The 26952-nt window shown below is 61.1% G+C and carries 28 protein-coding genes and 2 pseudogenes; 17 read left to right on the plus strand and 13 right to left on the minus strand.

The window, feature by feature from the left end; all coding sequences use genetic code 11:
- Nucleotides 1-191 precede the first annotated feature (191 nt).
- From YA0848_RS11085 to YA0848_RS11100, 4 genes are all read right to left on the minus strand, one after another.
- Nucleotides 192-620 (minus strand): (R)-mandelonitrile lyase, encoded by a 429-nt coding sequence (locus tag YA0848_RS11085; RefSeq protein WP_034114465.1) that lies wholly within the window; start codon nucleotides 618-620, stop codon nucleotides 192-194.
- A gap of 99 nt (nucleotides 621-719) precedes the next feature.
- Entirely contained in the window at nucleotides 720-3104 is a 2385-nt protein-coding gene (locus YA0848_RS11090) for a membrane-bound PQQ-dependent dehydrogenase, glucose/quinate/shikimate family (RefSeq protein ID WP_052202187.1), read from the minus strand.
- Between the two features lie 117 nt (nucleotides 3105-3221).
- A complete protein-coding gene (locus YA0848_RS11095) occupies nucleotides 3222-3986 on the minus strand; it encodes an SDR family NAD(P)-dependent oxidoreductase (RefSeq protein ID WP_198712510.1) in 765 nt (254 codons plus the stop codon).
- A 42-nt stretch (nucleotides 3987-4028) separates the two neighbouring features.
- Entirely contained in the window at nucleotides 4029-5276 is a 1248-nt protein-coding gene (locus tag YA0848_RS11100) for a multidrug effflux MFS transporter (protein ID WP_332873550.1), read from the minus strand.
- 321 nt (nucleotides 5277-5597) lie between these two features.
- Between YA0848_RS11100 and YA0848_RS11105 the strand changes: the two genes are divergently transcribed.
- From YA0848_RS11105 to YA0848_RS11115, 3 genes are read left to right on the plus strand one after another with little or no spacing between them, the layout of a single operon-like run.
- Entirely contained in the window at nucleotides 5598-6089 is a 492-nt protein-coding gene (locus tag YA0848_RS11105) for a (R)-mandelonitrile lyase (RefSeq protein WP_169869060.1), read from the plus strand.
- On the plus strand, nucleotides 6086-6874 hold the full coding sequence (locus tag YA0848_RS11110; RefSeq protein ID WP_034097275.1) for a carboxymuconolactone decarboxylase family protein: 789 nt from the start codon (nucleotides 6086-6088) through the stop codon (nucleotides 6872-6874). The genes YA0848_RS11105 and YA0848_RS11110 overlap by 4 nt, the downstream gene beginning before the upstream one ends.
- A 13-nt stretch (nucleotides 6875-6887) precedes the next feature.
- Nucleotides 6888-8087 carry an NAD(P)-dependent alcohol dehydrogenase gene (locus tag YA0848_RS11115; RefSeq protein ID WP_034114467.1) on the plus strand — a complete coding sequence of 400 codons (1200 nt, stop codon included), beginning with the start codon at nucleotides 6888-6890 and terminating at the stop codon, nucleotides 8085-8087.
- Nucleotides 8088-8117: 30 nt separating this feature from the next.
- Here YA0848_RS11115 and YA0848_RS11120 read toward each other — a convergent pair whose 3' ends face one another.
- The 5 genes from YA0848_RS11120 to YA0848_RS11140 form a co-directional block, all read right to left on the minus strand.
- Nucleotides 8118-9035, minus strand: a complete 918-nt coding sequence (locus YA0848_RS11120) for a LysR family transcriptional regulator (protein WP_034097271.1) — start codon at nucleotides 9033-9035, stop codon at nucleotides 8118-8120.
- 1374 nt (nucleotides 9036-10409) lie between these two features.
- The gene (locus YA0848_RS11125) at nucleotides 10410-10958 is read right to left on the minus strand and encodes a hypothetical protein (protein ID WP_034097269.1); all 549 of its coding nucleotides are present in this window, start codon (nucleotides 10956-10958) and stop codon (nucleotides 10410-10412) included.
- Between the two features lie 20 nt (nucleotides 10959-10978).
- Nucleotides 10979-11233 (minus strand): hypothetical protein, encoded by a 255-nt coding sequence (locus YA0848_RS11130; protein WP_034097267.1) that lies wholly within the window; start codon nucleotides 11231-11233, stop codon nucleotides 10979-10981.
- Between the two features lie 62 nt (nucleotides 11234-11295).
- A complete protein-coding gene (locus YA0848_RS11135) occupies nucleotides 11296-11514 on the minus strand; it encodes a hypothetical protein (protein WP_152331814.1) in 219 nt (72 codons plus the stop codon).
- A 107-nt stretch (nucleotides 11515-11621) separates the two neighbouring features.
- Nucleotides 11622-12005, minus strand: coding sequence for a hypothetical protein (locus YA0848_RS11140; protein WP_169903882.1), 384 nt, complete (start codon nucleotides 12003-12005; stop codon nucleotides 11622-11624).
- Between the two features lie 243 nt (nucleotides 12006-12248).
- Between YA0848_RS11140 and YA0848_RS11145 the strand changes: the two are divergent.
- A pseudogene (locus YA0848_RS11145) lies at nucleotides 12249-12391 on the plus strand (integrase); the annotation flags it as partial.
- Here YA0848_RS11145 and tnpB read toward each other — a convergent pair.
- Together tnpB and YA0848_RS36655 are read right to left on the minus strand one after the other, a co-directional pair.
- A complete protein-coding gene (gene tnpB / locus YA0848_RS11150) occupies nucleotides 12357-12578 on the minus strand; it encodes an IS66 family insertion sequence element accessory protein TnpB (protein ID WP_318253205.1) in 222 nt (73 codons plus the stop codon). The pseudogene YA0848_RS11145 and the gene tnpB overlap by 35 nt on opposite strands.
- 25 nt (nucleotides 12579-12603) lie before the next feature.
- On the minus strand, nucleotides 12604-12876 hold the full coding sequence (locus tag YA0848_RS36655; protein WP_169903883.1) for a transposase: 273 nt from the start codon (nucleotides 12874-12876) through the stop codon (nucleotides 12604-12606).
- A 277-nt stretch (nucleotides 12877-13153) separates the two neighbouring features.
- On the opposite strand from YA0848_RS36655, the gene YA0848_RS11160 reads away from it, so the two are divergent.
- Both YA0848_RS11160 and YA0848_RS11165 read left to right on the plus strand, forming a co-directional pair.
- Nucleotides 13154-13444 (plus strand): type II toxin-antitoxin system ParD family antitoxin, encoded by a 291-nt coding sequence (locus tag YA0848_RS11160; protein WP_034097264.1) that lies wholly within the window; start codon nucleotides 13154-13156, stop codon nucleotides 13442-13444.
- Nucleotides 13445-13446: 2 nt separating this feature from the next.
- Complete coding sequence (locus tag YA0848_RS11165; RefSeq protein ID WP_034097262.1) at nucleotides 13447-13803, plus strand: type II toxin-antitoxin system RelE/ParE family toxin; 357 nt, start codon at nucleotides 13447-13449, stop codon at nucleotides 13801-13803.
- Nucleotides 13804-14421: 618 nt separating this feature from the next.
- Here YA0848_RS11165 and YA0848_RS11170 read toward each other — a convergent pair.
- Both YA0848_RS11170 and YA0848_RS11175 read right to left on the minus strand, forming a co-directional pair.
- A pseudogene (locus YA0848_RS11170) lies at nucleotides 14422-15708 on the minus strand (tyrosine-type recombinase/integrase); the annotation flags it as partial.
- Nucleotides 15709-16537: 829 nt separating this feature from the next.
- Nucleotides 16538-16711 (minus strand): hypothetical protein, encoded by a 174-nt coding sequence (locus YA0848_RS11175; RefSeq protein ID WP_023082351.1) that lies wholly within the window; start codon nucleotides 16709-16711, stop codon nucleotides 16538-16540.
- Nucleotides 16712-16740: 29 nt separating this feature from the next.
- Between YA0848_RS11175 and YA0848_RS11180 the strand changes: the two genes are divergently transcribed.
- The 11 genes from YA0848_RS11180 (at nucleotide 16741) to YA0848_RS11230 (ending at nucleotide 26869) form a co-directional block, all read left to right on the plus strand.
- The gene (locus YA0848_RS11180; protein WP_023082350.1) at nucleotides 16741-17496 is read left to right on the plus strand and encodes a hypothetical protein; all 756 of its coding nucleotides are present in this window, start codon (nucleotides 16741-16743) and stop codon (nucleotides 17494-17496) included.
- 118 nt (nucleotides 17497-17614) lie between these two features.
- Nucleotides 17615-17827: an AlpA family transcriptional regulator gene (locus YA0848_RS11185; protein WP_023082349.1), complete on the plus strand. Its 213-nt coding sequence runs from the start codon at nucleotides 17615-17617 to the stop codon at nucleotides 17825-17827.
- A 42-nt stretch (nucleotides 17828-17869) separates the two neighbouring features.
- Nucleotides 17870-18745, plus strand: coding sequence for a ParA family protein (locus YA0848_RS11190; protein WP_023082348.1), 876 nt, complete (start codon nucleotides 17870-17872; stop codon nucleotides 18743-18745).
- Complete coding sequence (locus YA0848_RS11195) at nucleotides 18729-18977, plus strand: hypothetical protein (protein WP_023082347.1); 249 nt, start codon at nucleotides 18729-18731, stop codon at nucleotides 18975-18977. Before YA0848_RS11190 ends, YA0848_RS11195 begins: the two co-directional genes overlap by 17 nt.
- Nucleotides 18970-20604, plus strand: coding sequence for a ParB family protein (locus YA0848_RS11200; protein WP_023082346.1), 1635 nt, complete (start codon nucleotides 18970-18972; stop codon nucleotides 20602-20604). The genes YA0848_RS11195 and YA0848_RS11200 overlap by 8 nt, the downstream gene beginning before the upstream one ends.
- 15 nt (nucleotides 20605-20619) lie before the next feature.
- Nucleotides 20620-21180, plus strand: a complete 561-nt coding sequence (locus YA0848_RS11205) for a DUF2857 domain-containing protein (RefSeq protein WP_023082345.1) — start codon at nucleotides 20620-20622, stop codon at nucleotides 21178-21180.
- 3 nt (nucleotides 21181-21183) lie between these two features.
- A complete protein-coding gene (locus YA0848_RS11210; RefSeq protein WP_023082344.1) occupies nucleotides 21184-22434 on the plus strand; it encodes an STY4528 family pathogenicity island replication protein in 1251 nt (416 codons plus the stop codon).
- 315 nt (nucleotides 22435-22749) lie between these two features.
- Nucleotides 22750-23532, plus strand: coding sequence for a PFL_4669 family integrating conjugative element protein (locus YA0848_RS11215; RefSeq protein WP_023082343.1), 783 nt, complete (start codon nucleotides 22750-22752; stop codon nucleotides 23530-23532).
- Complete coding sequence (locus YA0848_RS11220; RefSeq protein ID WP_023082342.1) at nucleotides 23529-24056, plus strand: DUF3158 family protein; 528 nt, start codon at nucleotides 23529-23531, stop codon at nucleotides 24054-24056. The genes YA0848_RS11215 and YA0848_RS11220 overlap by 4 nt, the downstream gene beginning before the upstream one ends.
- Before the next feature lie 73 nt (nucleotides 24057-24129).
- On the plus strand, nucleotides 24130-24582 hold the full coding sequence (locus tag YA0848_RS11225; RefSeq protein ID WP_023082341.1) for a single-stranded DNA-binding protein: 453 nt from the start codon (nucleotides 24130-24132) through the stop codon (nucleotides 24580-24582).
- 274 nt (nucleotides 24583-24856) lie between these two features.
- The gene (locus tag YA0848_RS11230) at nucleotides 24857-26869 is read left to right on the plus strand and encodes a DNA topoisomerase III (RefSeq protein ID WP_023082340.1); all 2013 of its coding nucleotides are present in this window, start codon (nucleotides 24857-24859) and stop codon (nucleotides 26867-26869) included.
- The last annotated feature ends 83 nt before the right edge of the window (nucleotides 26870-26952 follow it).

Consider the following 26952-nt stretch of genomic DNA (forward strand, 5'->3'; position numbering starts at 1 on the left):
TTTTTACACACTCTGGGCCAGAAGCGGTCATTTAAAAAAAGACGGCTTCTGGCTCAGCATTTCCACAGTAGGTTGCAAGGATCGGTCAGCGGTGAAGCAGCACTGCGTCCTGAATACCAAGGCTTAGCCAAATGGGCCCGAGTGCGATCAATCAGTGATCATGAATAAATGTTAAATAGCTGACCAACGCTTCAGTGGCTGTGGTCATGAGGCGCAACAGCAGGACCAACGCCATATTCCTCGTCCGTAACCTTTTCCAACCATTCAACGTTTTTGCCATTCAACGCTTCTTGCACCGCAATGTGAGTCATTGAGGTGGTGGCGGTTGCGCCGTGCCAATGTTTGTGGCCGGGCGGGCACCAGATGACGTCGCCTGCACGAATCTCGACGATGGGCTCGCCTTCGCACTGCGTCCAGCCGCAGCCGGCGGTGACGATCAGGGTCTGTCCGAGCGGGTGGGTGTGCCAGGCAGTGCGTGCCCCGGGTTCGAAGGTCACACTGGCAACGGACACTCGGGCCGGTTCCGGCGGGAAGTTCAGGGGGTCGATCCTCACAGTACCGGTGAACCACTCCTCCGGGCCTTTGATGGAGGGCTGCGAACCTGGGCGTTTGAGTTCCATGACTTTTCCTTTCGTTTCGGTGTTGGTTTTGAGGTGTGTATGCAGCGGTGACCTGGGTCAGGCCGCTGCAATGCCGACTGATATCAGCGATGTCCGCCATCAGGCCTGATCAGGCAGCGCGTATGCCACGATGTAGTCTCCTTTTTGCGTAGTGGCGGAGTTGCCGCCCGCGCTGATGAGCACGAATTGCCTGCCGGTCTTGGGCGAGACGTAGGTCATTGGCGTCGCCTCAGCGCCGACCGGCAAACGTCCCTTCCAGAGTTCTTTGCCCGTGCGCACATCGAAGGCGCGGATGTAGAAATCCTGAGTGCCGGCCATGAACACCAACCCTGTCGAGGTGGTGATCGGACCACCCCGAGTAGGCATACCGATTGGCATCGACAAATGGGTTGCAATACCCAACGGACCGGTTTGCTCGGTCGTACCCAAGGGCGTTGACCATGCAATCTTGCGCGTCGCCAGATCAATGGCCGTGAGAGTGCCATAAGGCGGTTCCTGGCATGGGATGCCCAGCGGCGAGAGGAAGCGACCTTGCTCGATACCCCACGGAGTGCCCGCCTGCGGCGCGTTGCCTTCATGGCCACCGCCACTGAGGGTTTTCTCGTCGTAGGCGGCGCGTGGAATCATGCGATTCCAGATGGCAACGCGGGTGTCGTTGACGATCATGTAGCCAAGGTTTTCAGCGATGGAAACCGAACCCCAGTTCATGCCTCCCAACCAGCTCGGATACTGAATCGTCAGGCGCTCGCTCGGAGGCGTGAATTCACCCTCATAGCGCGCCTTGCGAAAATCGATTCGGCAGATCAACTGATCCAGCGGCGTGAGACCCCACATGCGCTTTTCGCTCAGAGGCTCGGTGCCAATGGACGGCATGCCCACAGAGTATGGCTGCGTCGGTTCGGTACGATCGTCAGCCACGCCGCCCTGTGGAACCGGTCGTTCCTCGACCTGCGCTATCGGGGTGCCGGTGCGACGGTCAAGCATGAAAATCTGGCCGCGCTTGGTGGTCTGGATGAGCGCCGGGAGCATGCCGCCATGGCCATCCGGAACGTCATAAAGCGCTGGCTGCGAGGGTACGTCGTAGTCCCACAGATCATGATGAACGGTCTGGAAACGCCAGCGTTCGCGGCCGGTAGCAATGTCCAGCGCGACGATGGAAGAGGAATAGCGATCATCGGCTTCGGTGCGATGGCCGCCCCAAAAATCCGGGGTCGCGTTGCCGGTCGGCAGGTAGATCAAACCCAGCGCATCATCGAAGGCAGGTGTGGACCAGACATTCGGTGTGCCGGGGGTGTAGGTTTGACCTTCTGGCGGCTCACGCGTAATCGCCGGATTACCCAGATCCCAGGCCCAGGCGAGTTGCCCGGTTCGCGCATTGAACGCGCGGACTACGCCAGACGGTTCGCCGGTTTTCTGGTTGTCCCACACCAGCCCGCCGACAACGATCAGATCACGAACCACTGTGGGTGCCGCAGTCGGAAAATACAGATCCTGATCCTGGCCTCCCATGCCGATGCGCAAACTCACGCTGCCATGGTCGCCAAAGTCAGTACAGGCCTGCCCGGTCCGCGCATCCACTGCGACCAGTCGTGCATCGACGGTGGTGGCGATGATCCGTCGCGCACAGGCTTGCGGGCCAGCAGCCGTGACAGTGGCGGCCTGCTCAGGTGTCGCGTCGTAGTAACCCACGCCGCGACAGCGCGGGTAGGTGTTGTTGGCTTGCACCTTGGGATCGTGATGCCAGATCTCCTTGCCGGTGTCGGCGTCGAGCGCGAACAACTGACTGGACTGGGTGCAGCCGTAGACCATGCCGTTGACATGAAGCGGCGTCACGACATGGCCCTGGCTGCCTGCGGGAATTTCGCCTGTCCGGTAAGTCCACGCCACCTTCAGACCCGATACGTTCTGCGGTGTGATCTGGTCGACCACCGCATGGCGTGTGCCTGAAGGTGTGTGACCGAAATAGCGCCAGTCGGTCGCAGGCTCAACCGTTCCGACTGCCTTGCCCGGCACAGGCGCTGGCGTTCCGTCAGCCGTCTGGATAGGCTGCGGTTGCAGCGCCGTGTAAAAGGTTACGCCCAGACCAACCGCCACCACTGCCGCCGTAAGGTATGCCAGCGGTGCCGATGCGGGACGTCGGCGAGCCCGCAGATGCGGGGCCGCCAGCAGCACAAAAACCAACGCCACGCCCAACGCGAACAGCCGGGAAAACAGTGGCCAGAACGCCAGGCCCACATCCCACACCGACCAGACGACCGACGCGGCGAACACCAGCAGATACACCACCGCTCCCGGTAACCGCTGCCGTATCAAAAACAGGCCGCTGACAAACAGTCCCGCTCCCGCCAACGCGAAATACCAAGACCCGCCCAGCACGACGAGATACCCGCCCCCCACAAGCAACGCCAAACCAACAAGTAAGACGACGATACCGAGGATGATCAGCAGTGCAGTTGTTAACCTGGAAGTGCTCAATGGCGGCATGGGTCTGGGTTCCTTTCAGATGATTTCAGGCGAAGCGTGGCCACGACTTCAACAAGGTTGAAATCTGAAATCCGGGGTTTTGTCGTTAGGCGTCAGGTGTATGCGGCTGCAATCACATCAGCGCATGATGAACCCGCCGTCCACGGAGATGGACTGGCCAGTGACATAGCTTGAAGTCGAACTGCTCAGCCAGAGCACGGCATCGGCAATCTCTTCAGGTTTTCCATGACGGCCCATCGGAATCATCCGGGTCATGCCAGCTAGCGCGTCACCCTGCCCCGCTGCGACCATCTGATCGGCCATCGGCGTCCATATCAGCCCTGGGCAGACCGCGTTAATGCGGATGTTGCGAGCGGCGTATTCCAGGGCCGCGCTCTTGGTCAGGCCGATCACGCCGTGCTTCGCCGCGTGATAGTTGGCACGCTCGGCACCACCCACCAGGCCACCCAAAGACGAGCAATTGACGATGGTGCCGCTGCCTTGGCGGCGCATGTGTTCCAATTCGAACTTCATGCAGCTCCAGACGCCGCGCAGGTTGACCGACATGACCTTGTCGTAGTCCTCGACCGTCGCATCGGCGATTTCCGCCAGCTTGTTCTGGATACCGGCGTTGTTGAACGCCGCGTCCAGACGGCCAAAAGTGGCGACGGCTGCCTTGACCATCGCTTCGACCTGATCCATGTCAGAGACGTCGCAACGAATACCGATGGCGCGATGACCTTCGGCGATCAAAGCCTTGGCAGCCGCCTGCGCGGCTTCGCCGTTGACGTCGGCCAATGCCACAGCGGCACCTGCACGGGCAAAGGCCTGCGCGGTCGCCAGACCGATACCGGACGCAGCGCCGGTGACCAGTGCGACCTGATTCTCGAATGAAAAGCTCATGGGGGTGTTCCTCAGTTTCAATGGTTCAAGTTCTAAAATGGATCAGTGATCGTCAGGGGCGCGCAGCACCCATACCGCGCTGGCAAGGCAACCCACTCCGCAAACGGCCAGTACCAACCCCATCGGCCAGGGTGTGCCGTCAGCGAAAATCGCCACAAGCGCCGAGCCGAAAATGCCCGCGCCGTATTGCAGAGCACCGGCCAGCGCCGAGGCTGAGCCTGCGAACTCAGGCATACAGCCCAGCGCACCCGAGATCGAGTTCGCCAACACCAGCCCTGTGGCTGATACGAATAAAAGGCAGCCGCAGATCATCAGAGGCAGTCCGCCCAGATCGGCCCACGTATTGATGGCGAGCACCAGTCCGGCCACGCAAGAGACCAACCCACCCACGGTCATCATCGTGTCGCTGGTGTAGCGGTTGAGCAGCCTGGCGTTGATCTGATTGGTGAGCATCAGCCCGACGATCCCGGCGCCAAACAAGGCGCCGTACCATTGGGGAGTGACGTGGTGGTAGGTGATGTAGGCAAACGGAGAGCCGGCGATGTAGGCGAACGTTCCGGCGTAAAAGAACCCACCCGCAGCGACATAACCAATGAATTTGCGGTGGCTTAGCAAACTTCCGTAGCGCATCAGGATTGCACGGGGTGAAGTAGGCGTTCGACGGCGAACTGGAAGGGTCTCGGGCAGCCACAGTAGACTGGCCAATGTCGTCAGCGCGACCAGCACCAGCGTCCAGAAGATCGCCTGCCAGGACAACCAGTGCAGAATCTGCCCACCCACAGTCGGACCGGCCAATGGGGCAATTGCCATGATGGTCATCAGCGTCGACATCTTCTGCGCTGCCCGCTGGCCTTCGTAAAGGTCGCGTACCATGGCTCGTGCCAGGACGACATTGGCGCACGCGCCCAATGCCTGAACAACTCGCCAGAAAATGATCGTCGAGCCGTCAGCAGCAAGCGCGCAGCCGCTGGAACCGATGATGAACAGCAGCAACCCCAGCGCGACTGGCAGGCGCCGCCCGAAGCGATCACTGAACGGCCCCCAGAACAGCTGGCCCAGACTGAACCCCGCCAGATAACCGCTGACCGTCAGTTCCATCATGCCGCTGGTGGCATGCAGCGACGTCGCCATGACCGGCATCGCGGGCAGGTAGAGGTCAGTGGAAATAGAGGCGAACGCCAACAATGCACTGAGAATCAACAGAACCCGCAGCCCATGCTCAACAGTATTTTTCGATACATCGGCCAGCGCGACGTCACTACGCGGCGCAATCAAATCCAGTTTGCTCACTGTGTGTTCTCTCGGGGAAAATACGAATGCTTGCCGCGCAGGATTATTCTCCTGGAGCCTTGATCTTCAATGCTGGAAAGGGGAACGCGACGCCATTGTTCGATGGGATTACGGTAATCAACCTCGATTGAGACGATAACCCGCCAAGATCGGGATGTTCCTGTGAGGAATGCTCATCAATAGTCCCCGCCGCGTTGGCAGTGGTCTGACGGCCTACTGATGAGCATTGCTCATCGCTTCATGCAGGATTTGAGGGGTAGTTCTGTCGAAGATGTTCCTCTAGCGTTTCAGCTCCTCCGAATAACGAGCAGGAGCTTACCGATGAAAGCACTCGCCACCCTATCTGCGCTGGCCGCGACATTGATGGCCTCAATGTCTGGTTACGGCGCCGAAATTCCCACCGAGAAAACCATGAACGTGGTTCGCAACGGCGAGCAGGCGTCCATCATGGGTGCGCCCGGAAATTTTGTGGGTAGCGCCCGGATCGATCCTCTGATTGCGGTACGTGCACCCTCGAAAGTGTCGGCAGGTGCAGTGACCTTTCAGCCCGGCGCGCGCTCGGTGTGGCACACCCATCCCTTGGGGCAGGCATTGGTCGTCACGGCTGGCATGGGCTGGATCCAGCAGGAAAACGGCGAGAAAATCGTTATCAAGCCTGGCGATGTGATCTGGACGCCACCCGGCGTCAAACACTGGCATGGCGCGACTGCAACGACCGGGATGAGCCACATTGCGATCCAGGAGTCTCAGGATGGCAAGAATGTGGAGTGGCTGGAGCCTGTCACTGAGGCACAGTACGAGGCGTCGCGATGAAATGGGCAAAGGCCGGACTGGCCTCACTGTCATTGTTGCTGGCAGCGTGCTCCAACCATACGCCCGGCGACTCGGCTCAAGTACCTCCTGTTCCAAGCCTGGATGACATGCGTGCCGTGTCTCCAACGTTGGCACACAACACTGAATCGATGCTGCTCGGAGAAGTGTGGAAACGCCCCGGGTTGTCTCCTCGCGACCGCAGTCTGGTCACCCTCGCAGTGCTGATTTCCAAGCAGCAAACGGTCGAATTGGCCTACCACCTGAACCTGGCCTTGGATAACGGCGTTAAGCCTTCGGAAATTTCCGAAGTCATCAACCATCTGGCTTTCTACACCGGTTGGGGCAATGCCACCGCAACCATCCTGGTGACCAAGCAGGTGTTCGCCCAGCGCGGCGTCACAGTGGAGCAACTCCCCCCCGTGTCCCCTCCGCTGCTACCTATCGACCAAGCATCCGAGAAAGTTCGCACGACCTTTGTCGACAAGACAGTCGGTCCGGTATCACCGGGTGTGGTGCATTACACCAGCGCTGCGCTCTTTCATGACTTGTGGCTACGACCCGGGCTCGCCCCACGAGATCGAAGCCTCATAACGGTCAGCGCTCTAATCGCCACCGGGCAGGTCGCACAGCTCGGCGCACACCTCAACCGAGCCATGGACAACGGGCTGACTCAGGGAGAAGCCTCTGAGGTGCTGACACAACTGGCGTTCTACACCGGATGGCCAAATGTGTTTACCGCAGTGCCTGTGGTCAACGATGTATTTGCTGGCCGCAAGAAAACCTAAGGAGCGAAGCTGCATGAGTGAAAAGACATCTGACGCGACGCCTTCGGCCATGAGTCGGCGCAAAGTACTGATGGCGGGAGCAGGACTGGCGGCTGCTCCCTTGCTGAGCGGAGCAGGCGAATCAGTAGCCCAGGCTTCGGAACCCGCACAACTCAAAGGGCCGTTCAGCGTCCGTGCCTACGGCACGAAAGGGGCCAGGGCGGGCTTTGCGCCCATGCAGATCCAGCGCCGGGCCGTAGGCCCCAAAGATGTGTTGATCGATATTGAGTATGCAGGCGTCTGCCACTCGGATATCCACATCGCACACAGCGAATGGTCCGAGACACCCTACCCCTGCGTGCCTGGCCATGAAATTGTCGGAAAGGTCTCAGCTGTTGGAGCGCAGGTCAGCAAATTCAAGGTGGGTGATTATGCAGGTGTCGGGTGCATGGTGGACGCTTGCGGTAACTGCGAAAACTGCCTGGCAGACCGCGAACAGAACTGTCTCGAAGGGACGACATTCACCTACGCATCCCCAGACAAGGTGTTGGGAGGGATGACGTATGGCGGCTACTCGGAACGCATCGTGGTGGCCGAGCATTTTGCGATCCGCATGCCGTCGGGCGCCAACCTGGCAGCCATGACGCCACTGCTTTGCGCGGGCGTCACGACCTTCTCACCGATGCAGCACTGGAACCTCAAACCTGGGCAAAAAGTCGCCGTCATCGGCCTGGGAGGATTAGGACATGTTGCAGTGAAACTGGGTGCCGCTCGGCGAGCCGAGGTGACGGTCTTCACCACCACTGCCAGCAAAGTTCAGGACGCCAAGCGCTTGGGTGCGGGTGAGGCGATCTTGTGGAGCGATGAAGCAGCCTTTGCTCGACTCGCCAACCACTTCGACCTGATCATTTCCACGGTGCCGCAGGCCTACCCCATGCAGCGCTTCGTCAACCTGCTGAAACTGGATGCGACGTTCGTTAATGTCGGCGCTCTGGATGACTTGCAAGGATTGAGCGGAATGCTGATGGCGTTTGGGCGCAAAACATTCGCTGGATCCCTGATTGGCGGGATCGCCGAAACTCAGGAAGTCATCGACTACTGTGCGGCACGCAACATCACCGCGGATATCGAATTGATCAATCCAGACGAGATTGACCGGGCCTATGCACGAGTTGTCGATAAGGATGTGCGCTATCGATTCGTCGTCGATATAGCCGCCTCGAAACGAGCCTGAGATACCCAGCCGCGTCGAGGTCTGATGCGGCTACGGCAGGCACTCGCCCATTGGTTTAAGTTCCCTGATCAGGTCGATCAACAGCGTAAGGCCCATCGGGACCTGCCGGTGGCTCGAAAAGTACATGTGGAATCCCGGGGCTACGCTGGCCCAGTCATCGAGCACCCGGATCACCTCCCCGCGCGCCACCAGAGGAGCAATCGCAGGCTCCGGGGCGTACATCAGACCAGCTCCCTGGCGCACCAGCGAAAGCCCGACGCGTGTTTCGTCGATGGTGATGCAGCCCGGGACGGCAATTGCCAACTGCTCATCGTCCTTTTCGAATTCCCAGTCATACATGGCACCATTGCCCAGGCGAATGCGCAGGCAGCGATGTTGCACAAGATCGTTCGGATGCTGTGGCACGCCGAAACGTTTGAGATAGCCCCGACTGCCCGCCACCACCCAGCGGATGTCCGGCGACAGACGCTGAGCGATCATGTCCTCGGGCACCGTACCGCCGTAACGGATACCGGCATCGTGCCCGCCGCCGATGACGTCGACGATCAGGTTGGTGACTGTCAAATCGACTTGCATGTCCGGGTAGCGGTCGTTAAACACCGGGAGAACCGGGCCCAACAAGAGATCGGCAGCGTCACTGAGAAGATTAAGACGAATACGCCCGGTAGGCTCATCCCGATAACGATTCAACGCTTCGGCTGCTTGAGCGATTTCGTCCATAGGTTTGCAGATAAAGCCGTGCAACTCCTCGCCTGCCGCCGTCAGCGTGACACTGCGAGTGGTGCGGTTGAGGAGACGAACGCCGAGACGCGTCTCAAGCCCCTTGATGGCATGGCTCAACGCAGACGCACTGATGCCAACCTCCTTGCCCGCCCGGCTGAAGTTCTCGTGCCGGACAATGGCCAGGAAATAAACGAAATCGGCAAGATTCGCACGGTTAAGATTCATATCCCATGGTCCGTTCGTGATGGACGAGGCCCCGTTAGCCATCCAAAGTGGCCACCATTCTACGGGTTATGGAGCTGATGACCGATGAGCATTAATCAGCACATAAGTATAAATTGCTCATCAATATTTTTAGGGTCGATTGTGCGCGTGTTATGGGCTCCACCCTCACGAATCTGCTTAATGAGTTGCGAGTGACACGAGTAGTCGGTAATCGACATCGGTTCTGATTCGCGAGGAGCTGTACCGGACGTCCTAATGTTCTGTCGGGGATGAGCGATTGGAACGTCACCTAGCAGCTAATACCCAACTGTGAGGCAGTCTAGGGAGCTAGCCCCGGGATGACCGCTTTGGGTCGAAAGTCGTCAATCGCGAAGCGCAGCTATTGGCCGGGAGCTGCGGTACGCAACTGAAAGCTTCCGGCCCAAAAAAGCGGCTCCGAATCGCCGAATGAAGGCTAAGAAACCTGATCACCGATCACTATGATGGGTGCTCCGAAGGTTACATCAGATAGCCGAGTAGCCTCAGCTAATGCCCGTAAAGGGGCAGGCAAATCGAAAAGTGTCAGTGGATTCAGTGGGCGGCATTGCAGCTCATACCCCCTCAAGGCTTGGCGTGAATCGCGATGAACGTCTGACCAGTCGTACGCGAAGAACCCACGTTTGGCAAATTCAACGAAAGCGTTTACGCCAGCCCTGGCAGTGACCCGATCTGCATCGGACACCTCCGGCAATGAGAGGACAAATTCTTCGGAGTTTTCGACGGAGGGCATTGCGGAATCAGGAACCGGCCCCGGCCCCCCCGTAGTGAAGAGCGCAACCTGCCCGACGGCGTCGGTGGCGACCCATCCAACATCAAAGTCCTGGAGAACGAAGGGAGCCACCATTTGCACCTACTTTATAAAAAGGGACGAGCTGATTTCCTAACTCTACTTGCCAGCCCAGAGTGTGTAAAAGCGCGCCGGCAAACTCTTAAAGCGGGAAGAAATTCGACAAGTTCATTGTCCCAGCTTTAAACATCCGGTTCTGGCCGTTTTCTGCCTGTGACGACCGATTGAATTCGGCCATAAGCGGACATGTCAGAAAAATTGTGGTCGGTGATGCCATCTATCTCCATCTCGTGACAGCGCCAGAAAACGCTTGGCCTTTGTCTGGATGTCTACCTCAAAAGCGGACGACCAACTCGGTTCTGGTTTCGCCCAGCTTGCCTCCTCCGCAAGTGCAAGCTGGCTCACTTCTCTGCCTCTTGGATACGCCTGGTATGTCAAGTCGGCTAAAGGCCACGCCCCCGATGCGCATTGATTCGGCTCACGTTTAGGTTTGAACTATCCGCAATGTCCGGATAGCTACCTATCGCTGGAATTCTGAATATCCCAAGCTAAAAGGCATCCAATGCTCTACACAGCCCTGCCTTCTCAACAGGCTCGTTTTCAGGTTTTCCAGCTGGGTTTAAGCGCTGCAACGCGACCAGGCACTGGCCACCGTCGAGCAGGATCAGTTCGTAATCTTGCCCGGCCTTGGGGGTGAAGTGAAAGCTTTGCCTGCATCTATAGGAATTACCGCCGGAAACATAGCCCTCACTCTGGAAGTTCATGGCAAAAGGCTTGTTCGCCGGCACCTTCAGTTCGCTACGCGCGGAGCCTTGCGGCTCCACCCGGCGGTTGCTCTCGGGCATGCCCAGGCTGCGACCATTATTCTGCCCCGCAAAGCCGGACTCGGACACGGCCATCACCCCGGCGCCAGGCACACGCCAGTCGATGCAGTCACGGCCCGGCACGCCGCGCGCCATGCCATTGGTGATCACACGCAAGCGTGCGGTATCCCCGGATGTGGGTTCAACATAGGCCGTATTGTAAGCACGGATATTGGAAATATTGCCGCAGCCACTCACGGCCAGAGCCAGGCCTGCGATCAGAAACGCTCTCATGGAAATCCTTTTTTTGAGGCTTAACGGCAGTGATAAGGGCTTTCGCTGCGCAGTTCCTCGCCGGTGCGGGCATCGCGAATGATGACCGTCGCCCCCGGCGCATTGAGGCAGAACGCATTGCGTATGGGGTAGATGTTATGGCCCTCGGCGGTGAAGGTGCCAAGCTTGGTTAACGGGCCGCCGGAGGCGTCCTGAGCCGTCACGGTGTATTCACCCGACATGGTCAGACAGCCGCTCAGTAACAGCGCCAAGGTGGCGCAGATTGGATATTTCACAGGTGATGTCCCTATCGTGTTGAGTGACGAGCCCTCAAAAAGAAGGCGGTTTTTTTGTGGTTTCATTGCGCCGACTCGCAGGCCTTCAACGGCTCCTTGGGGTGCGATGCACAGATATCGAAACCGTCACGCCGGGTGTAGCCCGCGCGCTTCATACACACAAAGCGCTGGGCCATCTCCTGGAAGCTGGCCCTGGGATCAATGCCGGAACCATTCTTTTCACCACACGCCAACATGGACGCAACCACATCCTGGTGGCTGGCGCCGGGCTTCTCCCACAAGTCGGCATCGGCCGTGGGGGGCTAGAAGGGCTTGCTAAAGCAAGCGCTGACAAAAGGTGCAATCAACACAATTAACGCCAGACGTTTGAGCTGCATCCTGAATTTCCTTATTTGCGCGGGCTCACCGGCGCCAGCACGGGCCGACCCTCGGGCCAGTATCGTGTGCAGGCATTTGGGCCGTAGGCGTAACAGCTGTGCATTGTCGTCTCGCCCTTCAATACGTTGATAAGCTCTTTAAACAGGCTACTGCCCTGGGGTATCACCCCGCCGGTGCCTGGGTTATTGCCCATGATGAACCACGTACCTACCGGGTCGTAGTTATGGACCTCGTACTTAAGGACCAGGTTCGCCCGTTCGACGGGTTCGGTGACGGCTGCGCGATTTTGCAAATAGGCCAGCTGTTCATCGGCGCGATAGACATTGAATGCACCGCCAAAGTCATACACCGTGTGTTTTTCTAAGCATGCCTTGGGCGTCCGGTAGATTGGCAATGGAATCTCGCGAGATACTTATCAAAACCATCGGGCGCCCCCTCCAGCTTAATTAGCCATGACATGCGCTACTCCTTGCGGTGCTCTAGCAATCGAAAAAGTCTCGACACTAGCACTTTGGCACCCAGTAGCTTCATCCGCCCCATACCTCGAGCCGTGAGCTATTACTGGAGCAACTTCTGCGGAGGAAATGAGCGGCCGTAAAAGCTTACTGGCATTGCTGGCTCTCACAGACCAGCCCTGACCCGGCAGTACGCCCGAATCGTCAAGCGTGGAAAAAAGCTATTGGCCTTGAACCGGCTATGTTCGGCACCCACATGATGAGACGTATGAAGGCGTCACTGACCTATCTCAGGACCAGAAATCTGAGGGCACTTCAGCTCCTAGCACCTTTATGCGATTGGCGCGGCTGTTGGCGAACAGATAAGCGCAGTGCGGCTGCGCCGCACCGAACACCACGATCGCCTTAGCTAACGCAGTTTCGGTACCAGCGCGCATGTCCATCGGAGCGGTGACGAGCCAGATGGCGTCGATGCGGATCATCGCAACAGGTCTCGAAGAAAGGTCGCGCATGCAGCAGCATTTTCAGTGGGCCAGTTCAATTTAACGATGCCGCGTGGGTGCTGGATCTCAACGCAGATATTCGATGACGCTGCGTGCGAACTTGCTGCGGCCAACGGCATGGGTAATGGAATAAATGCATGTAAAGCACGACGCTTTTGTGCGTGTGCACCCGAATCCATTTGTGGACGAGGTTTGCGTTGAGGCTATGGCTGAGCGCAATGCTGGCAATCGAAGCACCGCGCTGGGCACACTCTTGAATGACCTGGGCGTTGAAGGATTTGGAATAGGAACGGCGTGTTGGCCGCATGAAATACCCGCTTAAACGGCTAGAGCTGGTGCCCACTTAAATTTAAGTGCACACCATCTCTTGGCTTTGCGGGGCTGGGTAGATGACTTGGCCGGACGCATACAATCAATCTACAGGTTGTTTTATTAATGGGTGGATCACTTTGAATCTTGCTGATTAGCGCCGAGTCAGCCATCAGCTGATCGCCGAATGTCGGCCCCAAACTATTCCCCTGAACGAAAATGGCATAATATGCCAACAATCAAAAGTACCTGTTTGCATGGACCTGGAGCTAGTTATGGCGACGCGAAACGTTGTGCTCACCCCTCACCAGGAACAGGTTATCCAGGACCTGGTGCAGTCCGGCCGTTATCAGAATGCCAGCGAAGTGATGCGAGAAGGTTTGCGCCTATTGGAACAGCGCGTCGCCGAAGACACCGCCAAAATTGAGGCCCTGCGTCAGGCGACCTCGATCGGCATCATGGATCTTGAGCACGGGCACTTTACTCAGTTGAACGAAGGAGATCTGGAGCACTACCTCGAGGGCTTGAGCCTGGAGGCCACCCTCCCCGCGCGCGAGAAACACTGAGCATGCCGCAATATCGGATTTCCAACGCGGCGCGCACCGACATTGTCGACATCCTCAGGCTCTCCCAGACGCAGTTCGGCGATCAAGCACGCCACCGCTACCAGGCGCTGATCCTCTCCGCATTACAAGCTATCGCCGACACGCCCTATCGAATTGGCAGCCACGACCGCGATGAGCTTGCACCGGGCCTTCGCAGCTATCACCTCATCTACTCACGCCAGCAGGCTAAACACCCTCATGGAACGGTCAAAAGCCCGCGCCATGTCGTGTTCTATCGCGTGGCAAATGACGACGTGATCGAGGTCGTCCGACTCCTGCATGACGCCATGGAAGTGCAGTTGCACTTGCCTAACGACTGATCACCGACCTGGCCCAAAGGCTTAACTGGCCATGAACAGCGAAGGATAGGTGCTGAAAAACAGCCCCGACAACGCCGCTTAAAGGTATCGACTCATCACCCACGTCCTCTTCCGAACGAGCAAGGGTTTGCCAGAGACGGGTTGCTCATCCAGTATAAGGAAGTGCACTGAATACCAGCCACGGCCACCGAGGTCCGTGTCAGAAATCGCCATTCGCGATCGCTCGTGCACCCAGTGCGAGCGGGGGCAAATCTGGGGGCATATTAAAGATTTTTTGAGCTGAAAAAATTGTCCTAGAGCCTAGTGAAAATGCTTTTCGGCGTTCCCGAGAGTCTTTAAGTGCCTTCAAAGTCACTAATTTTGGCGAGTTTGATAAATACTCAAAATGACGCAACCCCGAGTTCGCCACCCACGCGCTTGGACGTCACCTGGTTCTCGAGAATGCCCCATGAACAACCAAACCTTATATGAAATTCTAGGGTACCTGTTGCGCGACCCGCAGGCAGTGATGCCGTCAGCTACGTTCGACAACCCCCTATCTGCGACTGACCCAAGGCCCTATCCCGCCTGCACAGCCAAAGCAACCGCAGGATTCAGCTCTACCCCCTCGCCCAACTGAGGCACGCCCTCCAGACGAATGATCAGTCGTGTACTGGCAGCTTTCAGATTGCCCCGCTCCAGCAGATCCAGCCGATTGGCCCAGTCCTGCATCATGTGCCGCCGCAACTCCACGTACTCGGCGTGGTTGTAGGTGGAACTGGTCTTGTCTGGATCCGCGTGGGATAGCTGGGCGTCAATCCACGGTTTGGGGTAACCGATCTCATGCAACGCAGTGGACAGCGTGGCCCTGATTCCATGCCCCGTCAGTTGATCGACATAACCCATCCGGCGCAGGGCGCCATTGAGGGTGTTTTCACTGATCCGCTGGCCCAGGTTACTGCGATGGGCCAGCAAGTGGCGTTGCGCGGGACGCACTCGCTTCAACAGTTGGCGCACCACCTCCATCGCCTGAGTCGACAGCGGCACGATATAGGGAGGGATGTCCTGCGCACGCCTGCGCTTTTTGCGCATCTTCAGTTGCAACTGCTTGACCACCTCGGAGGGAATGGTCCACAACCCTCGCTCAAGATCAAACTGAGCGGGGGTCGCCCAACGCAGTTCTCCCGTGCGTACTCCCGTCAACAGCAACAGCCGTATTCCTAACCGCGTTTGTTCCATCCCGCCGTAATCACGCAAGGTGTGTAACAAGGCCGGAAGCTCGGCCATACGCAGGAAGGGTTGATGGACCACCGACGGCTTGGGCATCGCCACCACGTCCAGGTCTGAGGCGGGGTTCTGCTCTAGCGCCGGAACCTTGACCATGGCGAAACGAAACAGCTGATTGAACCAGGTCCGGCACTTCTCGGCAGTCGTGAACGCGCCACGCTGCTCGATCCGCGCCAACACCGCTAGCAGATCAGGGCGACGAATGTCACCGATGGAGCACAGGCCAAGCGTGGGCAGCACGTCCTTGCCAAAGATCCGCCGAATCTGAGACAGCGTGCTTTGCCGGCCTTCCTTGAGGGAGAGCGACCGATGCTCGACCCAGTGGTCGAACGTACTCTTAAATGTGTTTTCTTCTGCCAGCCGGTCAGCTTCACGGGTGTGCCGGCGATGCGCCTGGGGGTTGACCCCTTGCGCCAATAATTTGCGCGCTTCGTCCCGAAGGGAACGCGCCTCACGCAAACTGACTTCGGGATAGGTGCCCATCGACATGCGCTTTTGCTTACCGTTCCAGCAGTAACGGAAGTGCCACGAACGCCCGCCCGAAGCCGTCACCGCCAGGGACAGACCGTCAATATCGCCGAGAGTGTAGTCTTTGCCGGTGGGCTTGGCCTGCCGGACGGCAGCATCTGAAAGAGCCATGCTTCTAGCCTCCTGAAGGTTGGATTCAGGGCTAGATGTTCAGCAAATGACTCGTTGGGCTCCTGCAACAATCCGATCTCGAAGCCCGCCATTTTTATGGACTAGATTCTGGACTAAATCTAGTCCAGATACCCGTAGCTTTGAGTGGATGCCAACGGAACGAAAAAAGACGCCTAAGCGTCTATTTTCAATGACTTACAGACTTCCATGGAACTCTGTAGATCTATATTTGGAGCGGGAAACGAGACGTTTACTAGAGCAGTAAGTCGTTGATTCCCAAGCTCTTCCTTCGCCGAGGTGGTCAGCGAAGGCCTCAATTGTAGCCTTGTTTTTCGTCCCCGGCAAGAAGATCGTCCAAAGAGTTCCACTGACATCCACAGACCTGCACCCGGCAAACCAGAGCCACGTTCGGTACAGCGTCATTGGCGACGGCCTCGAACTAGCAGCCTACGCGTCGTCCTCTGCTCCCGCGTCCCACGACGATAAGGACCAGGCCGATGCTTCCGGTGCCGGCTGCAGTTCGGGTGCTGTCAATGTCAAGAAGCGGCACGCATCGCACATTGCAGCGCCCATCTGTGCAAATCACGCCGAAATAACGCATGCCCTTGCCGCAGCGTGTCGGCGCACGATTCTTTGTCGATATATCAGGATGCTGGGACAAGCATGACAGGCGTGGGTTCGCTACGTCCGGCTGGACGCCGGACGGCGATTACCGCCCCCCCTGGTGCCTCGTGAAACCGCTGGCATATCAGGTCATACCTAAACGGATTTGCAGGGGCCGCAACTTCTTACGACCCTGATAGCGTGGCGTCGCTGTCGAGCCCGCTTTCTACTGCTCGACCATCCAGCGATCGATGGATTTTTGCACATCGGGCACACGACGGCTACCAGTAGCGCGACCTGGTGAGAAGTACTCAAGCCCCATGACGAAGCTGGCCTCGGAACTCGCTTCCTGCACAGGTACCAGGCCGACCATGAGGTCGGCGGCAAAGGAGTCGGCCATGTAGTTCTTCTCCTGGAAGGAGACCAAGCATGCACGAGAGCAAGAATGATGCACCCACATCAAAGGTGTTCTACCGCCCGATCGAAGCCTCCATCCGCTGGGCCGGTCTGCTGCGATACGAGCAGGTGATCCTTGCCTCGATTTCGTCGCCAAGGAATCTGCCACAGTCGCTGGACTGCCCGCGCTGGGGCGAACTGCGGCTGTACACGGACCGCATATACGACGGCATCCTCAATGGGGAACTGCCCTTCGGGCAGAACGGCATCACGGTACGCGACATCGCACTGATCGACTGCCCTGACCTTACGGTTCGCCATATCGACTTGAAGCGCTGGATGCGTCAGCACTACCCCGAGCAGCGACCCGGCTTTCTCTTCTGCCGTAGCGAGCGCATCGCCCATCCCTTCATCACGCTGGAAACGGGGCAAGCCATGCTGGTCGAACGGCTCGCCCTGAAGTCCGCCTTGGAGCAATCCAAGCGCCAACTCCGCGAGTTGCAAGACAAGCACGACGCGCTGCTCAAGCAATCCACAGTCATTCCGGCATGCTCGCAGTGCCCGATCAGTGATCGGGCCGAAGCCACTTATCTGAACATCATCGGGGGCATGCTGGAGCTGATGCTCGGCCAGTCGCCTTCGGGCACGCCGTACTCCAGCTTCAAGACGCAGGAGGCCGTCGTCAGCGCAATGGTTGCCCATCACAGTGGTGTCATGGGGATCGCTGAGCGGACATTGAACGGCAAGTTCGCCACAGCCAGGCGCCGGCTGCATAGCGCCACCCTCTGAGGTCTTCTAGCTTGTATGTGCAGTCACGGATATTGCATTTGCAATGTCTTTCCGCAGCCGTGTCTATTGAATAGAGGTCACGCCAACAAACGCCACTAAGCGTTCAGGAGTGACCGCCATGTCGCAAACACCTGTACTGCCACCGAACGAGCGCCGCATCCTGCGGCTGGAAGAAGTCGAAGCGAAGTCCGGCTTCAAACGCGCCCACATCTACAACCTGATGAGGAAGCGCCAATTCCCGCAGGCGCTGCGCCTGGGCGTGCGCGCCGTCGGCTGGGACTCCATCGAAATCGATCAGTGGATCGCCGAGCGCGTCAACAACCGGGCCTGACCCGTTCTCCAGCGGACTTTTCATCCTCACACGGAGAACGCCATGCAGGTCGTATCCATCATTTCAACGAAAGGTGGCGTGGGCAAGACCACCACGGCCGCCAATCTAGGGGGGCTCGCTGCAGATGCAGGGCTGCGCGTGCTGCTGCTGGATCTCGACGTGCAGCCCACGTTGTCGTCCTACTACGAGTTGCTCCAGCGCGCGCCCGGCGGCATCTATGAGTTGCTGGCCTTCAACGAGCGCGACCTCGGCCAGCTCGTGTCCCGCACGATCATCACAGGCCTGGATCTGGTGCTGTCCAACGACCACCGGGGCGAGCTGAACACCTTGTTGCTGCATGCGCCGGACGGACGCCTGCGACTACGGCACCTGCTGCCGGCACTGGCTCCCCTCTACGACCTGGTGCTGATCGACACCCAGGGCGCGCGCTCGGTGACGCTGGAGATGGCAGTGCTCGCCTCCGATCTCGCGCTGTCACCCGTGACCCCGGAAATTCTCGCCGCCCGAGAGCTGCGGCGCGGCACCATGCAGTTGCTGGAGGACATCGCGCCGTACCGGCACCTGGGCATCGAGCCGCCGCCGCTGCATCTGCTCATCAACCGGGTCCACCCGGTGTCGGCGAACGCCCGGCTGATCCAGCAGGCCCTGCGCGACCTGTTCCAGGACCACACCGGCATCCGCGTGCTGGCCACCGACGTGCCGGCCATCGAAGCCTATCCGCGCGCCGCGACGCGCGGCCTGCCGGTGCATCGGGTCGAGTACCGCCAGCCACCGGGCAGAGTCGCCCCCGCCGCGCTCGACACCATGCGCGGCCTCGCTGGCGAACTGTTCCCGCAATGGCAGCACCGATTTACCACGGTGTCCGGCCGCCCGCCATTTCCTCTTGATACCGGGAGGCCCCGTGGCGAACGCACATGAACTGGCCCGAGGCCACAAGCGGCTGCGCGCCCTGATCGAGTTCGCCGTCGGAGAGGGCTGGCACGTCAAGCGCACGCCAGGCGGCCACCTCAAATTCACCAAGGCAGGCTGCGCCGCGATCTACACCAGTTCGACGGCCAGCGACCACCGGGCGGCGCTCAACGCCCGCGCGCAGATCCGCCGCGCCGAGCGCGAGGCCCGGTCCCGAGCGCAGGGAGGCCGCAATGGCTGAAATGACCTCCCAGCAGATGGCCGGCAAGCTGCTCGCGGCCGGGTTCGAGCGCAGCGGCCCGTCCACCTCGGCCTTGAGCGACCCGATCGCCGACACGCCCATGGTCGTGACCCTGGACCAGTTGCGCCCCTACGACCACGATCCTAGGAAGAAGCGCAACCCGGCCTACGAGGACATCAAGTCGTCCATCCGCGAGCGCGGCCTGGACGCGGCGCCGGCGATCACCCGGCGCCCGGGCGAGGAGCACTACATCATCCGCAACGGCGGCAACACACGCCTGGCGATCCTGCGCGAACTGTGGTCGGAGACCAAGGACGAGCGGTTCTTCCGCATATCGTGCCTGTTCCGGCCGTGGCCCAGCCGCGGCGAAGTCGTGATGCTGACCGGCCACCTGGCCGAGAACGAATTGCGCGGGGGCCTGACGTTCATCGAGCGCGCCCTCGGCGTCGAGAAGGCGCGCGAGTTCTACGAGCAGGAAAGCGGCGCCGCCCTGAGCCAGTCCGAACTGGCCCGCCGCCTGGCCGCCGATGGCTTCCCGGTCCAGCAATCGCACATCAGCCGGATGAACGACGCGGTGCGCTACCTCCTGCCGGCGATCCCGACCGTGCTCTATGGCGGGCTCGGCCGCCACCAGGTCGAACGCCTGTCGGTCATGCGCAAGGCCTGCATGCTCGCGTGGGAGCGCTACGCCAAGGGCCGCACGCTGGTGCAGGACTTCGATGACTTCTTTCAGGAGGTGCTGTCGCAGTTCGATACGCAGGCCGACGAGTTCGCCCCCCAGCGCGTACAGGACGAGCTGATCGGCCAGATGTCCGAACTGCTCGGCATCGACTACGACGTACTGGCGCTTGACCTCACTGAATCCGAAAGCCGCCATCGCGCCCTGGTCAGCGACCCGACCCCACCAACGGCACCGCCCGCGCTGCCTGAGCCTGGCACCATGGCACGCCCGCCTGCGGCACCAGCCCCATCGGCCCCAACGCCGACGGCTACGAATGGGGCGCGCGAACGCGAGGGCGGCTCGGGGACGAACGGCTCGCTCGCAGGAAGCCCCGTGGCTGCTCCTGGCGATCTGCTGCAGGGGCACATCGTTTCGCCTGCACCGACGACGGAGCGGTTGCAATCCATTCAGCGGATGGTCGCCGACGAGCTGGGGGATGCGCTGCCCGATTTCTCGGCCAATGTCTTGCAGTCCATTCCCGTCCAGGCAGGCGGTCTCTACCCGATTTCCGACGTCTGGCACATCGACGCGGGGCTGGACACGCCCGATCGCCTGCGCATCCACATCGCGCAGTTCGCACGGGAGATCGCCGGCGAGGCAGGCCTCGATCAGTGCATCGAGGACCGCGCGGACGGTGTGGGCTTCGCATGCCATGCCAGCGCGCAGCCCCCATCACCACAGGGCCGCGCCGTGCTGGCATTGCTGGCGAGCCTGGCTGGTCAGAGCTTCACCGATGCCGATCTGGACAGCCGGCAGCTTGCCGCCGAGCTGCCGGCGCTGCTGCACGGCCAAGGCGATGCGAACCGGCGATTGAGCGACACCGCGCTGGTCAAGCTGTTCCGATTGCTGCGTTTGGCCCGGCGCCTGCTGGACCTGGAATCCGGTGCCGCAGGCCCTGGGGCGTGAAGGAAGGAGACCAGCATGTCCGCACCGCATCCGCTCAATCAAGCCGTCATCGCCCAGGCGCTCTACGACCTGCGCAACGGCCAACTGCGCCGCTGCAAGGCGATGGGCTTCAGCGAGGCCGAGCTGGATGCGCTCAAGCATCCCGCCATGGTGAGCGTGCTTGCCAACGCCAATGTCTCGTGGTGTTCCGTGTCCGTGAACCGCGAGGTGCTCCGGCGTCTGCTCGCGCAGGCGCAGGACGTGGAGAAGGAAATCGCGACCGTCGATCGCATGTTGCGCCTGGGGGCCAGCACGGAGATGGTCAGCCGCTTCTATGGCCTGACCCATCAGGAAGTCGCCCTGCGCCGTGAGGTGCTGGGCCTGCCCAAGCGCAAGGGGCGTCACCCTGTCCTGGACGAGAAGCAGGACGTCGAACTGTGGCGGCGCTGGAAAGCCATCACCAGCAGCAGGAATGTGGACCTGGAGGACGAGACCTCGATTCTCGACGCGGCCATGGATCTCGCCGAAGGCATGGATCTGCCCCTGTCGGTGGTCTGGGCCGCGATCAAGTCGTGGGTCGATCAGGGACTGGGTTGAGCCATGGCTGTGGACGACACCACACCACGCCATGGCCCCGTCGCACTCGCTGACCTGTTCGACGCGGCGCTGAAAGACCTTGCGCCCAAGTCCAGCCTGCCCACGCCCATACCAGCGCTGTCATCTGCGATACCAGCAGCGTCCGGCGATGCGTTCCTCTTCAGCGGCAACCGGCATGAGACCGTGCCGCGGCGGCTGTTCCTCGACCGCCGCCTGACGCCGCTGGAGCGCAACGCCTGGCAGGTGTTCCGGCTGATGCTCAACGACGACGGCGTGACCGCATTCCCCACCTACGAGCAGTTGCGGCCCTGGCTGGCCTCGATGCCCTGCGCTGGACAGGCCTCGCACGAAACCGTGGCGCGGGCCCTGACGCTGCTGCGGCTGACCCGATGGCTGAGCCTGGTGCGGCGACGGCGCGACGCCAAGACCGGCCGCATCCTCGGCAACCTCTATGTCCTGCACGACGAGCCGCTGACCCCCTTTGAAGCGATGCAGCTCGACCCGGACTACCTGCAACTCGTCAGCCAGGCGCTCGGCCATTCGGCCAAAGCCGTGCAGATCGTGGGCCTGCACACCCTCAAGGAAATCGGCGAAGACCCGATGCTGGCCGGGCGCACCCTGCCGTCGAGGCTGCAAGTCCTGGCCGAGCGCCTCGCCAGCCAGGGCGTCGGGGCGCACGAAAGTTATCCACAGGAGGACGCCACGCACGAATCCGAAGAAGGGGTGACGAGCCTTCTTCGGAATCCTGATGACCCCACTTCGGAATCCGAAGCAGGGTCGAAACCCACATCAGACGCCTCTCTTCGGAATCCGAAGCAGGCCCGTACAGTACGTAGTAGTCGTATTAATGAAGTACGTACTACCGCGCAGGCACAGGCGCAGGCGCGCGCGCTGGGCGACCTGCAATGGCCCAAACGCTTCGCGGAACTGAAGGCAGAGCAGCAGACAGGTGCGCGGGTGGCATTGCAGCAGGTCGATGCCGCGCTGAGGCAGGCCGTGCTGGACGAATGGGCTACACGATGCAGCAGCCATGGCATCCGCAATCCTGCGGGGTATCTGTTCGGCATCATCCAGCGGGCCATCCATGGCGAGTTCAACGCCTGGGCCAAGAAAGACGCGCCATCGGCACACGCTCCGCCGAATGAGCGGCCACCACCGGCACCGCCAACATCCCAGCCGCAGGGCAAGCCGGTGCCGCCAGAAGTCGCCAGGCAGCACATCGAGCGGCTGCGCAACCTGCTCGCTAGCAAGTGAGCGGGCCTGCAAGGCGGTGAAGTGGATGCCAGTGGCTTCCAGTAGAGCTATCCCCTGGGGATAGTTCTACTGACGGCTACACGTCGAACCGCTGCACGCCGGGCTCCGATCGCCTGCGGCGGGAGCGGCCTTATCCGGGCTGAGCCGGGCGTGCAGCGTTCCTTGGCGCTCCATGGAGCTATCCCCTGGGGATAGCTCGCGACGCATTCGACCGCCACGCCCTGAACCGGGGATTGGCGGGTTTCGGTTTGTTGACTGACTGCCTTCCGCTTCCTGCCGAAGCTGGCCGCTCTTTTCCAACAACGAGCGGACACCATGGCAACGACCAACGAACCCTTGCAACTGAATCTCGGCTCCTTGCGCAGCGCGATGTCGCTGACGCTGCACACGCACCACGCCTCGCGCATCTGGCACGGCCGCGCCGCCGCCGAGGGGCGACCGGGCATCGTCGGCCTGAACGGCTACATCGCCCAGATGAACAAGATGCGGCGCGGCTCGGAGCAGGACGACCCGTACAGCGACTTCTGGATGCTGCGCATCGAAGACAAGCTCGACCAGACCAAGGCCACGCTGCAATCGCTGCGCGAGCAGGTGGACCAGGCCCTGGCGAGCGTGCCGCCGGCACTGACCCTGGGAGAAAACCTCAACGTGCAGCCCGTCAAGCTGCCGCTGTTCGTCAATGCGCAGTTGGGCTTTGCTGCCGTGTATCTGCTGGCCGATTACGACGACATCGCCCGCAAGCTGATCCTCGCTCACCACACCGCGCTGATCGATCGCTCGACGCTCGAACGCTGGCTCAACGAAGGCGCACATGCACTGCGCAGCCTGTTCTCGCTGGCCCAGCAGTACCGCTACTCGGGCTGCACCCGCGACGACTTCGCCGCGAAGAACGCCGCAGCGCGTGCGGCGCTGGAGAAATTCGGCGAACTGCCGCAGGACGTGCTGGAAGGCACGCGCCGCTCGAAGTTCGCGCCGCCCATCGTGCGCCGTGGCCTGCAGCAGCGCGGTGACGGTCCTGCCGCAGCCGCATCGCCCAGCGACGAGGCCACCACCACCGAGACACCCGAGGCCACCGCGGGCGAGGACGCGCAGGCATGAGCGACCCGAACCGCGACACCCGCTACTTCCGCCCCCTGCAACAGACCGCCTTCATGCGGCTGGAACACGCAGGCTCTCAAAAAGGCCTTTTAAAGCCTTTTAAAGGTAAAGGGGACTTGGAGGCCTGGGCCAGCCAGTGCTTCGCCATGCGCGACGAGTTGATTGGCTTGGCGCAGCGACAGGTGCTGCCACAGGCCGTCGGGCATCCCTTCCACCTGCTCCCCATCGAGCTGGCCCAGCAGACCACTGGCGCAGGTACGACCTTTCTGCGCTGGCGCAAGCACGACAGGTCGGCCATGGGCGTGGCCCTGTGGCAGGAGCTGATGGCGAGCACAAGCACACCCGTCAACCTGCTGGCCGACCTGTACGCCATCGAGTTTCAGCGCATCACGCTCAACATGCAGATCAGCCTGTTGCACACCTTGGGCAGGCAGGCCCAGGAGTGCGCCAGCAAGGCCACCGAGGCGGAAGACGCCTACCTGCGCCGGCTCAAGTCCACGCCACCCGCGCTGCTCGATCGGTGATCGCGCCGGGCAACCCAGCACGCGCCCGTCACCGACCAGGTGCGGGTATTTCAACCACCACGGAGATTGCAACATGAGCACGCATTTTTCTGGCGAGGGCAACATCGGTTCGCCCCCTGAGTACCGGGAGTTCCCCAACGGCAACGACGAGCCGCGGCGCTTGCTGCGGCTGAACGTGTATTTCGACAACCCCGTCCCCACCAAGGGCGGCGACTTCGAGGATCGCGGCGGCTTCTGGGCACCGGTGGAAATCTGGCACCGCGACGCGGCGCACTGGAAGGACCTCTACCAGAAGGGCATGCGCGTGCTGGTCGTCGGCCGCATGGAGCGCGAACCCTGGACGGACAACGAGGATCAGCCGCGCGAGACTTGGCAGATCAACGCGCGCAGCGTCGGCATCCTGCCGTTCCGCATCGAGTCCGTGACCCTCAGCCCCAGGCAGCAGGAGACCGCGCAGGAGGCGCAGCCGAAACCCCAGGCCTCCCAGGACCCGACCACGCCGAAGGAGCCGAAGCGCAGGAAGTGACCCGGCATGGGGCGACGGCAGTCGTTCGTCGCCCTGTGTCCTCGCGAGCTATCCCCTGGGGATAGCTCCATCAACGTCCACCGGCTTTCACGCTCCCGCAAAAAATCGCGGCTCCCGGCCACCACGCTCCCGGCTGCACGCCACTCCCGACCCCGCCATCCCATCCCGTGAAAGTGGTCGCCACCGCATGCGGCTTGTTTGCTGCTGTACCTGGTGGTGCTCGGCATCCTCGATTCCAGCAACTCAATCAACCACGGAAATCGGATGGACGGACATGCGGCTGTTCTTGTGCGAGAAGCCCTCCCAGGGCAAAGACATTGGCCGGATTCTCGGCGCGACGCAGCGCGGTGAAGGCTGTCTCAGCGGCTCCGGCGTCACCGTCACCTGGTGCATCGGCCATCTCGTAGAAGCGGCAGCCCCCGAGGTCTATGACGCGGCGCTCAAGCGCTGGTCGCTGGAGCAGTTGCCCATCGTTCCCCAGCAGTGGCGGGTCGAGGTCAAACCGAAGACCGCCACGCAATTCAAGGTCGTCAAGGCGCTTCTGGCGAAGGCGACCCATCTGGTCATCGCCACCGATGCCGACCGCGAGGGCGAGTTGATCGCCCGCGAGATCATCGACCTGTGCGGCTACCGCGGCCCTATCGAGCGGCTATGGCTGTCGGCGCTCAACGATGCGTCGATTCGCACCGCGCTCGCCAAGTTGCGGCCGTCGTCCGACACGCTGCCGATGTACTACTCGGCGCTGGCGCGCTCGCGCGCCGACTGGCTGGTGGGCATGAACCTCAGCCGGTTGTTCACCGTGCTGGGCCGGCAGGCAGGCTACGACGGCGTGCTGTCGGTCGGGCGCGTCCAGACTCCGACGCTCAAGCTCGTCGTGGACCGCGACCGCGAGATCGGGGCCTTCAAGTCTGTGCCGTTCTGGGCCATCGACGTGTCGCTGTCCGCAGGTGGACAGGTTTTCAGCGCGCAGTGGGTTCCGCCCGATGGCTGCACCGACGATGCCGGCCGCTGCCTGCAGCAGCCGGTCGCCCAGCAGGCCGCGCAACAGATCCGCACTGCGGGCAGCGCCCAGGTGGTATCGGTCGAGACAGAGCGCGTGCGCGAAGGTCCGCCGCTGCTATTCGACCTGGGAACGCTTCAGGAGGTCTGTTCCAAGCAGCTTGGGCTGGATGTTCAAGAGACACTTGAAATCGCGCAGGCCTTGTACGAGACGCACAAGGCCACGACGTACCCGCGTTCGGATTCCGGCTACCTGCCTGAAAGCATGTTCGCCGAGGTGTCCACGGTCCTGGACAGCTTGCTCAAGACCGACCCTTCGCTGCATCCCATCATGGGCCAGCTCGACCGCTCCCAGCGCTCACGCGCCTGGAACGACGGCAAGGTCACGGCGCACCACGGCATCATCCCGACGCTCGAACCCGCGAACCTCTCTGCGATGAGCGAGAAGGAACTGGCGGTGTACCGGTTCATCCGGGCGCACTACCTCGCGCAGTTCCTCCCCCACCACGAGTTCGACCGCACGGTCGCCGAGCTGTCCTGCGGCCAACAGAAGGTGGCGGCCACCGGAAAGCAGGTGGTCGTCAAGGGCTGGCGCCTGGTGCTGGCCGAGCCGCAAGCGGACGAGGACGGTGAAGCCACGGCGCGCAGCCAGGTGCTGCCCGCATTGCGCGAGGGCCTGGCATGCCAAGTGGCCGAGGTTGAGATCAAGGCGCTCAAGACGATGCCGCCCAAGCCCTACACGCAGGGCGAACTTGTCAAGTCGATGAAAGGCGTGGCGCGCTTCGTGACCGATCCGCGCTTGAAACAGAAGTTGAAGGACACGACAGGCATCGGCACCGAAGCCACGCGCGCCAACATCATCACCAGCCTGCTGACGCGGGGTTATCTCGTGAAGAAAGGACGCTCCATTCGCGCATCGGATGCGGCGTTCACGCTGATCGACGCCGTGCCCGCGGCGATTGCCGATCCCGGAACCACCGCCGTGTGGGAGCAGGCGCTCGACATGATCGAGGCCGGACAGCTTACGCTGGACACCTTCATCGGCAAGCAGGCCGCATGGATTTCGCAGCTGATCGCGCAGTACGGCAGCACCTCGCTGTCCATCAAGGTTCCCCAGGGACCCACTTGCCCGCAGTGCGGCGCACCGACTCGCCAGCGCACCGGCAAGACTGGCCCCTTCTGGTCGTGCAGTCGCTACCCCGACTGCAAAGGCACGCTGCCGGTCGAAACCGGCGCGTCCAAGCGCGGTGCCTCGCGCCCGCGCAGTAGCGGCCGCAAAGCATCCTGACCGACCCCGCTCCCCGAGAGCCACGCCCGTCCTCAAAGGCGTGGCCCATGTCCCGCATGCCCTGCGGGACGCCCAGCGCGCAA

Source organism: Pseudomonas sp. S4_EA_1b, from assembly GCF_016307435.1.
GTDB classification, from domain to species: domain Bacteria; phylum Pseudomonadota; class Gammaproteobacteria; order Pseudomonadales; family Pseudomonadaceae; genus Aquipseudomonas; species Aquipseudomonas rhodesiae.

Coding starts and splice junctions, on each gene's coding strand:
- YA0848_RS11085 (WP_034114465.1), bottom strand. CDS start 620: ATGGAACTCAAACGCCCAGGTTCGCAGCCCTCCATCAAAGGCCCGGAG.
- YA0848_RS11090 (WP_052202187.1), bottom strand. CDS start 3,104: ATGCCGCCATTGAGCACTTCCAGGTTAACAACTGCACTGCTGATCATC.
- YA0848_RS11095 (WP_198712510.1), bottom strand. CDS start 3,986: ATGAGCTTTTCATTCGAGAATCAGGTCGCACTGGTCACCGGCGCTGCG.
- YA0848_RS11105 (WP_169869060.1), top strand. CDS start 5,598: ATGAAAGCACTCGCCACCCTATCTGCGCTGGCCGCGACATTGATGGCC.
- YA0848_RS11110 (WP_034097275.1), top strand. CDS start 6,086: ATGAAATGGGCAAAGGCCGGACTGGCCTCACTGTCATTGTTGCTGGCA.
- YA0848_RS11115 (WP_034114467.1), top strand. CDS start 6,888: ATGAGTGAAAAGACATCTGACGCGACGCCTTCGGCCATGAGTCGGCGC.
- YA0848_RS11120 (WP_034097271.1), bottom strand. CDS start 9,035: ATGAATCTTAACCGTGCGAATCTTGCCGATTTCGTTTATTTCCTGGCC.
- YA0848_RS11125 (WP_034097269.1), bottom strand. CDS start 10,958: ATGAGAGCGTTTCTGATCGCAGGCCTGGCTCTGGCCGTGAGTGGCTGC.
- tnpB (WP_318253205.1), bottom strand. CDS start 12,578: ATGCGCGACCTTTCTTCGAGACCTGTTGCGATGATCCGCATCGACGCC.
- YA0848_RS36655 (WP_169903883.1), bottom strand. CDS start 12,876: ATGCGGCCAACACGCCGTTCCTATTCCAAATCCTTCAACGCCCAGGTC.
- YA0848_RS11160 (WP_034097264.1), top strand. CDS start 13,154: ATGGCGACGCGAAACGTTGTGCTCACCCCTCACCAGGAACAGGTTATC.
- YA0848_RS11165 (WP_034097262.1), top strand. CDS start 13,447: ATGCCGCAATATCGGATTTCCAACGCGGCGCGCACCGACATTGTCGAC.
- YA0848_RS11175 (WP_023082351.1), bottom strand. CDS start 16,711: ATGGCCGACTCCTTTGCCGCCGACCTCATGGTCGGCCTGGTACCTGTG.
- YA0848_RS11180 (WP_023082350.1), top strand. CDS start 16,741: ATGCACGAGAGCAAGAATGATGCACCCACATCAAAGGTGTTCTACCGC.
- YA0848_RS11185 (WP_023082349.1), top strand. CDS start 17,615: ATGTCGCAAACACCTGTACTGCCACCGAACGAGCGCCGCATCCTGCGG.
- YA0848_RS11190 (WP_023082348.1), top strand. CDS start 17,870: ATGCAGGTCGTATCCATCATTTCAACGAAAGGTGGCGTGGGCAAGACC.
- YA0848_RS11200 (WP_023082346.1), top strand. CDS start 18,970: ATGGCTGAAATGACCTCCCAGCAGATGGCCGGCAAGCTGCTCGCGGCC.
- YA0848_RS11205 (WP_023082345.1), top strand. CDS start 20,620: ATGTCCGCACCGCATCCGCTCAATCAAGCCGTCATCGCCCAGGCGCTC.
- YA0848_RS11210 (WP_023082344.1), top strand. CDS start 21,184: ATGGCTGTGGACGACACCACACCACGCCATGGCCCCGTCGCACTCGCT.
- YA0848_RS11215 (WP_023082343.1), top strand. CDS start 22,750: ATGGCAACGACCAACGAACCCTTGCAACTGAATCTCGGCTCCTTGCGC.
- YA0848_RS11220 (WP_023082342.1), top strand. CDS start 23,529: ATGAGCGACCCGAACCGCGACACCCGCTACTTCCGCCCCCTGCAACAG.
- YA0848_RS11225 (WP_023082341.1), top strand. CDS start 24,130: ATGAGCACGCATTTTTCTGGCGAGGGCAACATCGGTTCGCCCCCTGAG.
- YA0848_RS11230 (WP_023082340.1), top strand. CDS start 24,857: ATGCGGCTGTTCTTGTGCGAGAAGCCCTCCCAGGGCAAAGACATTGGC.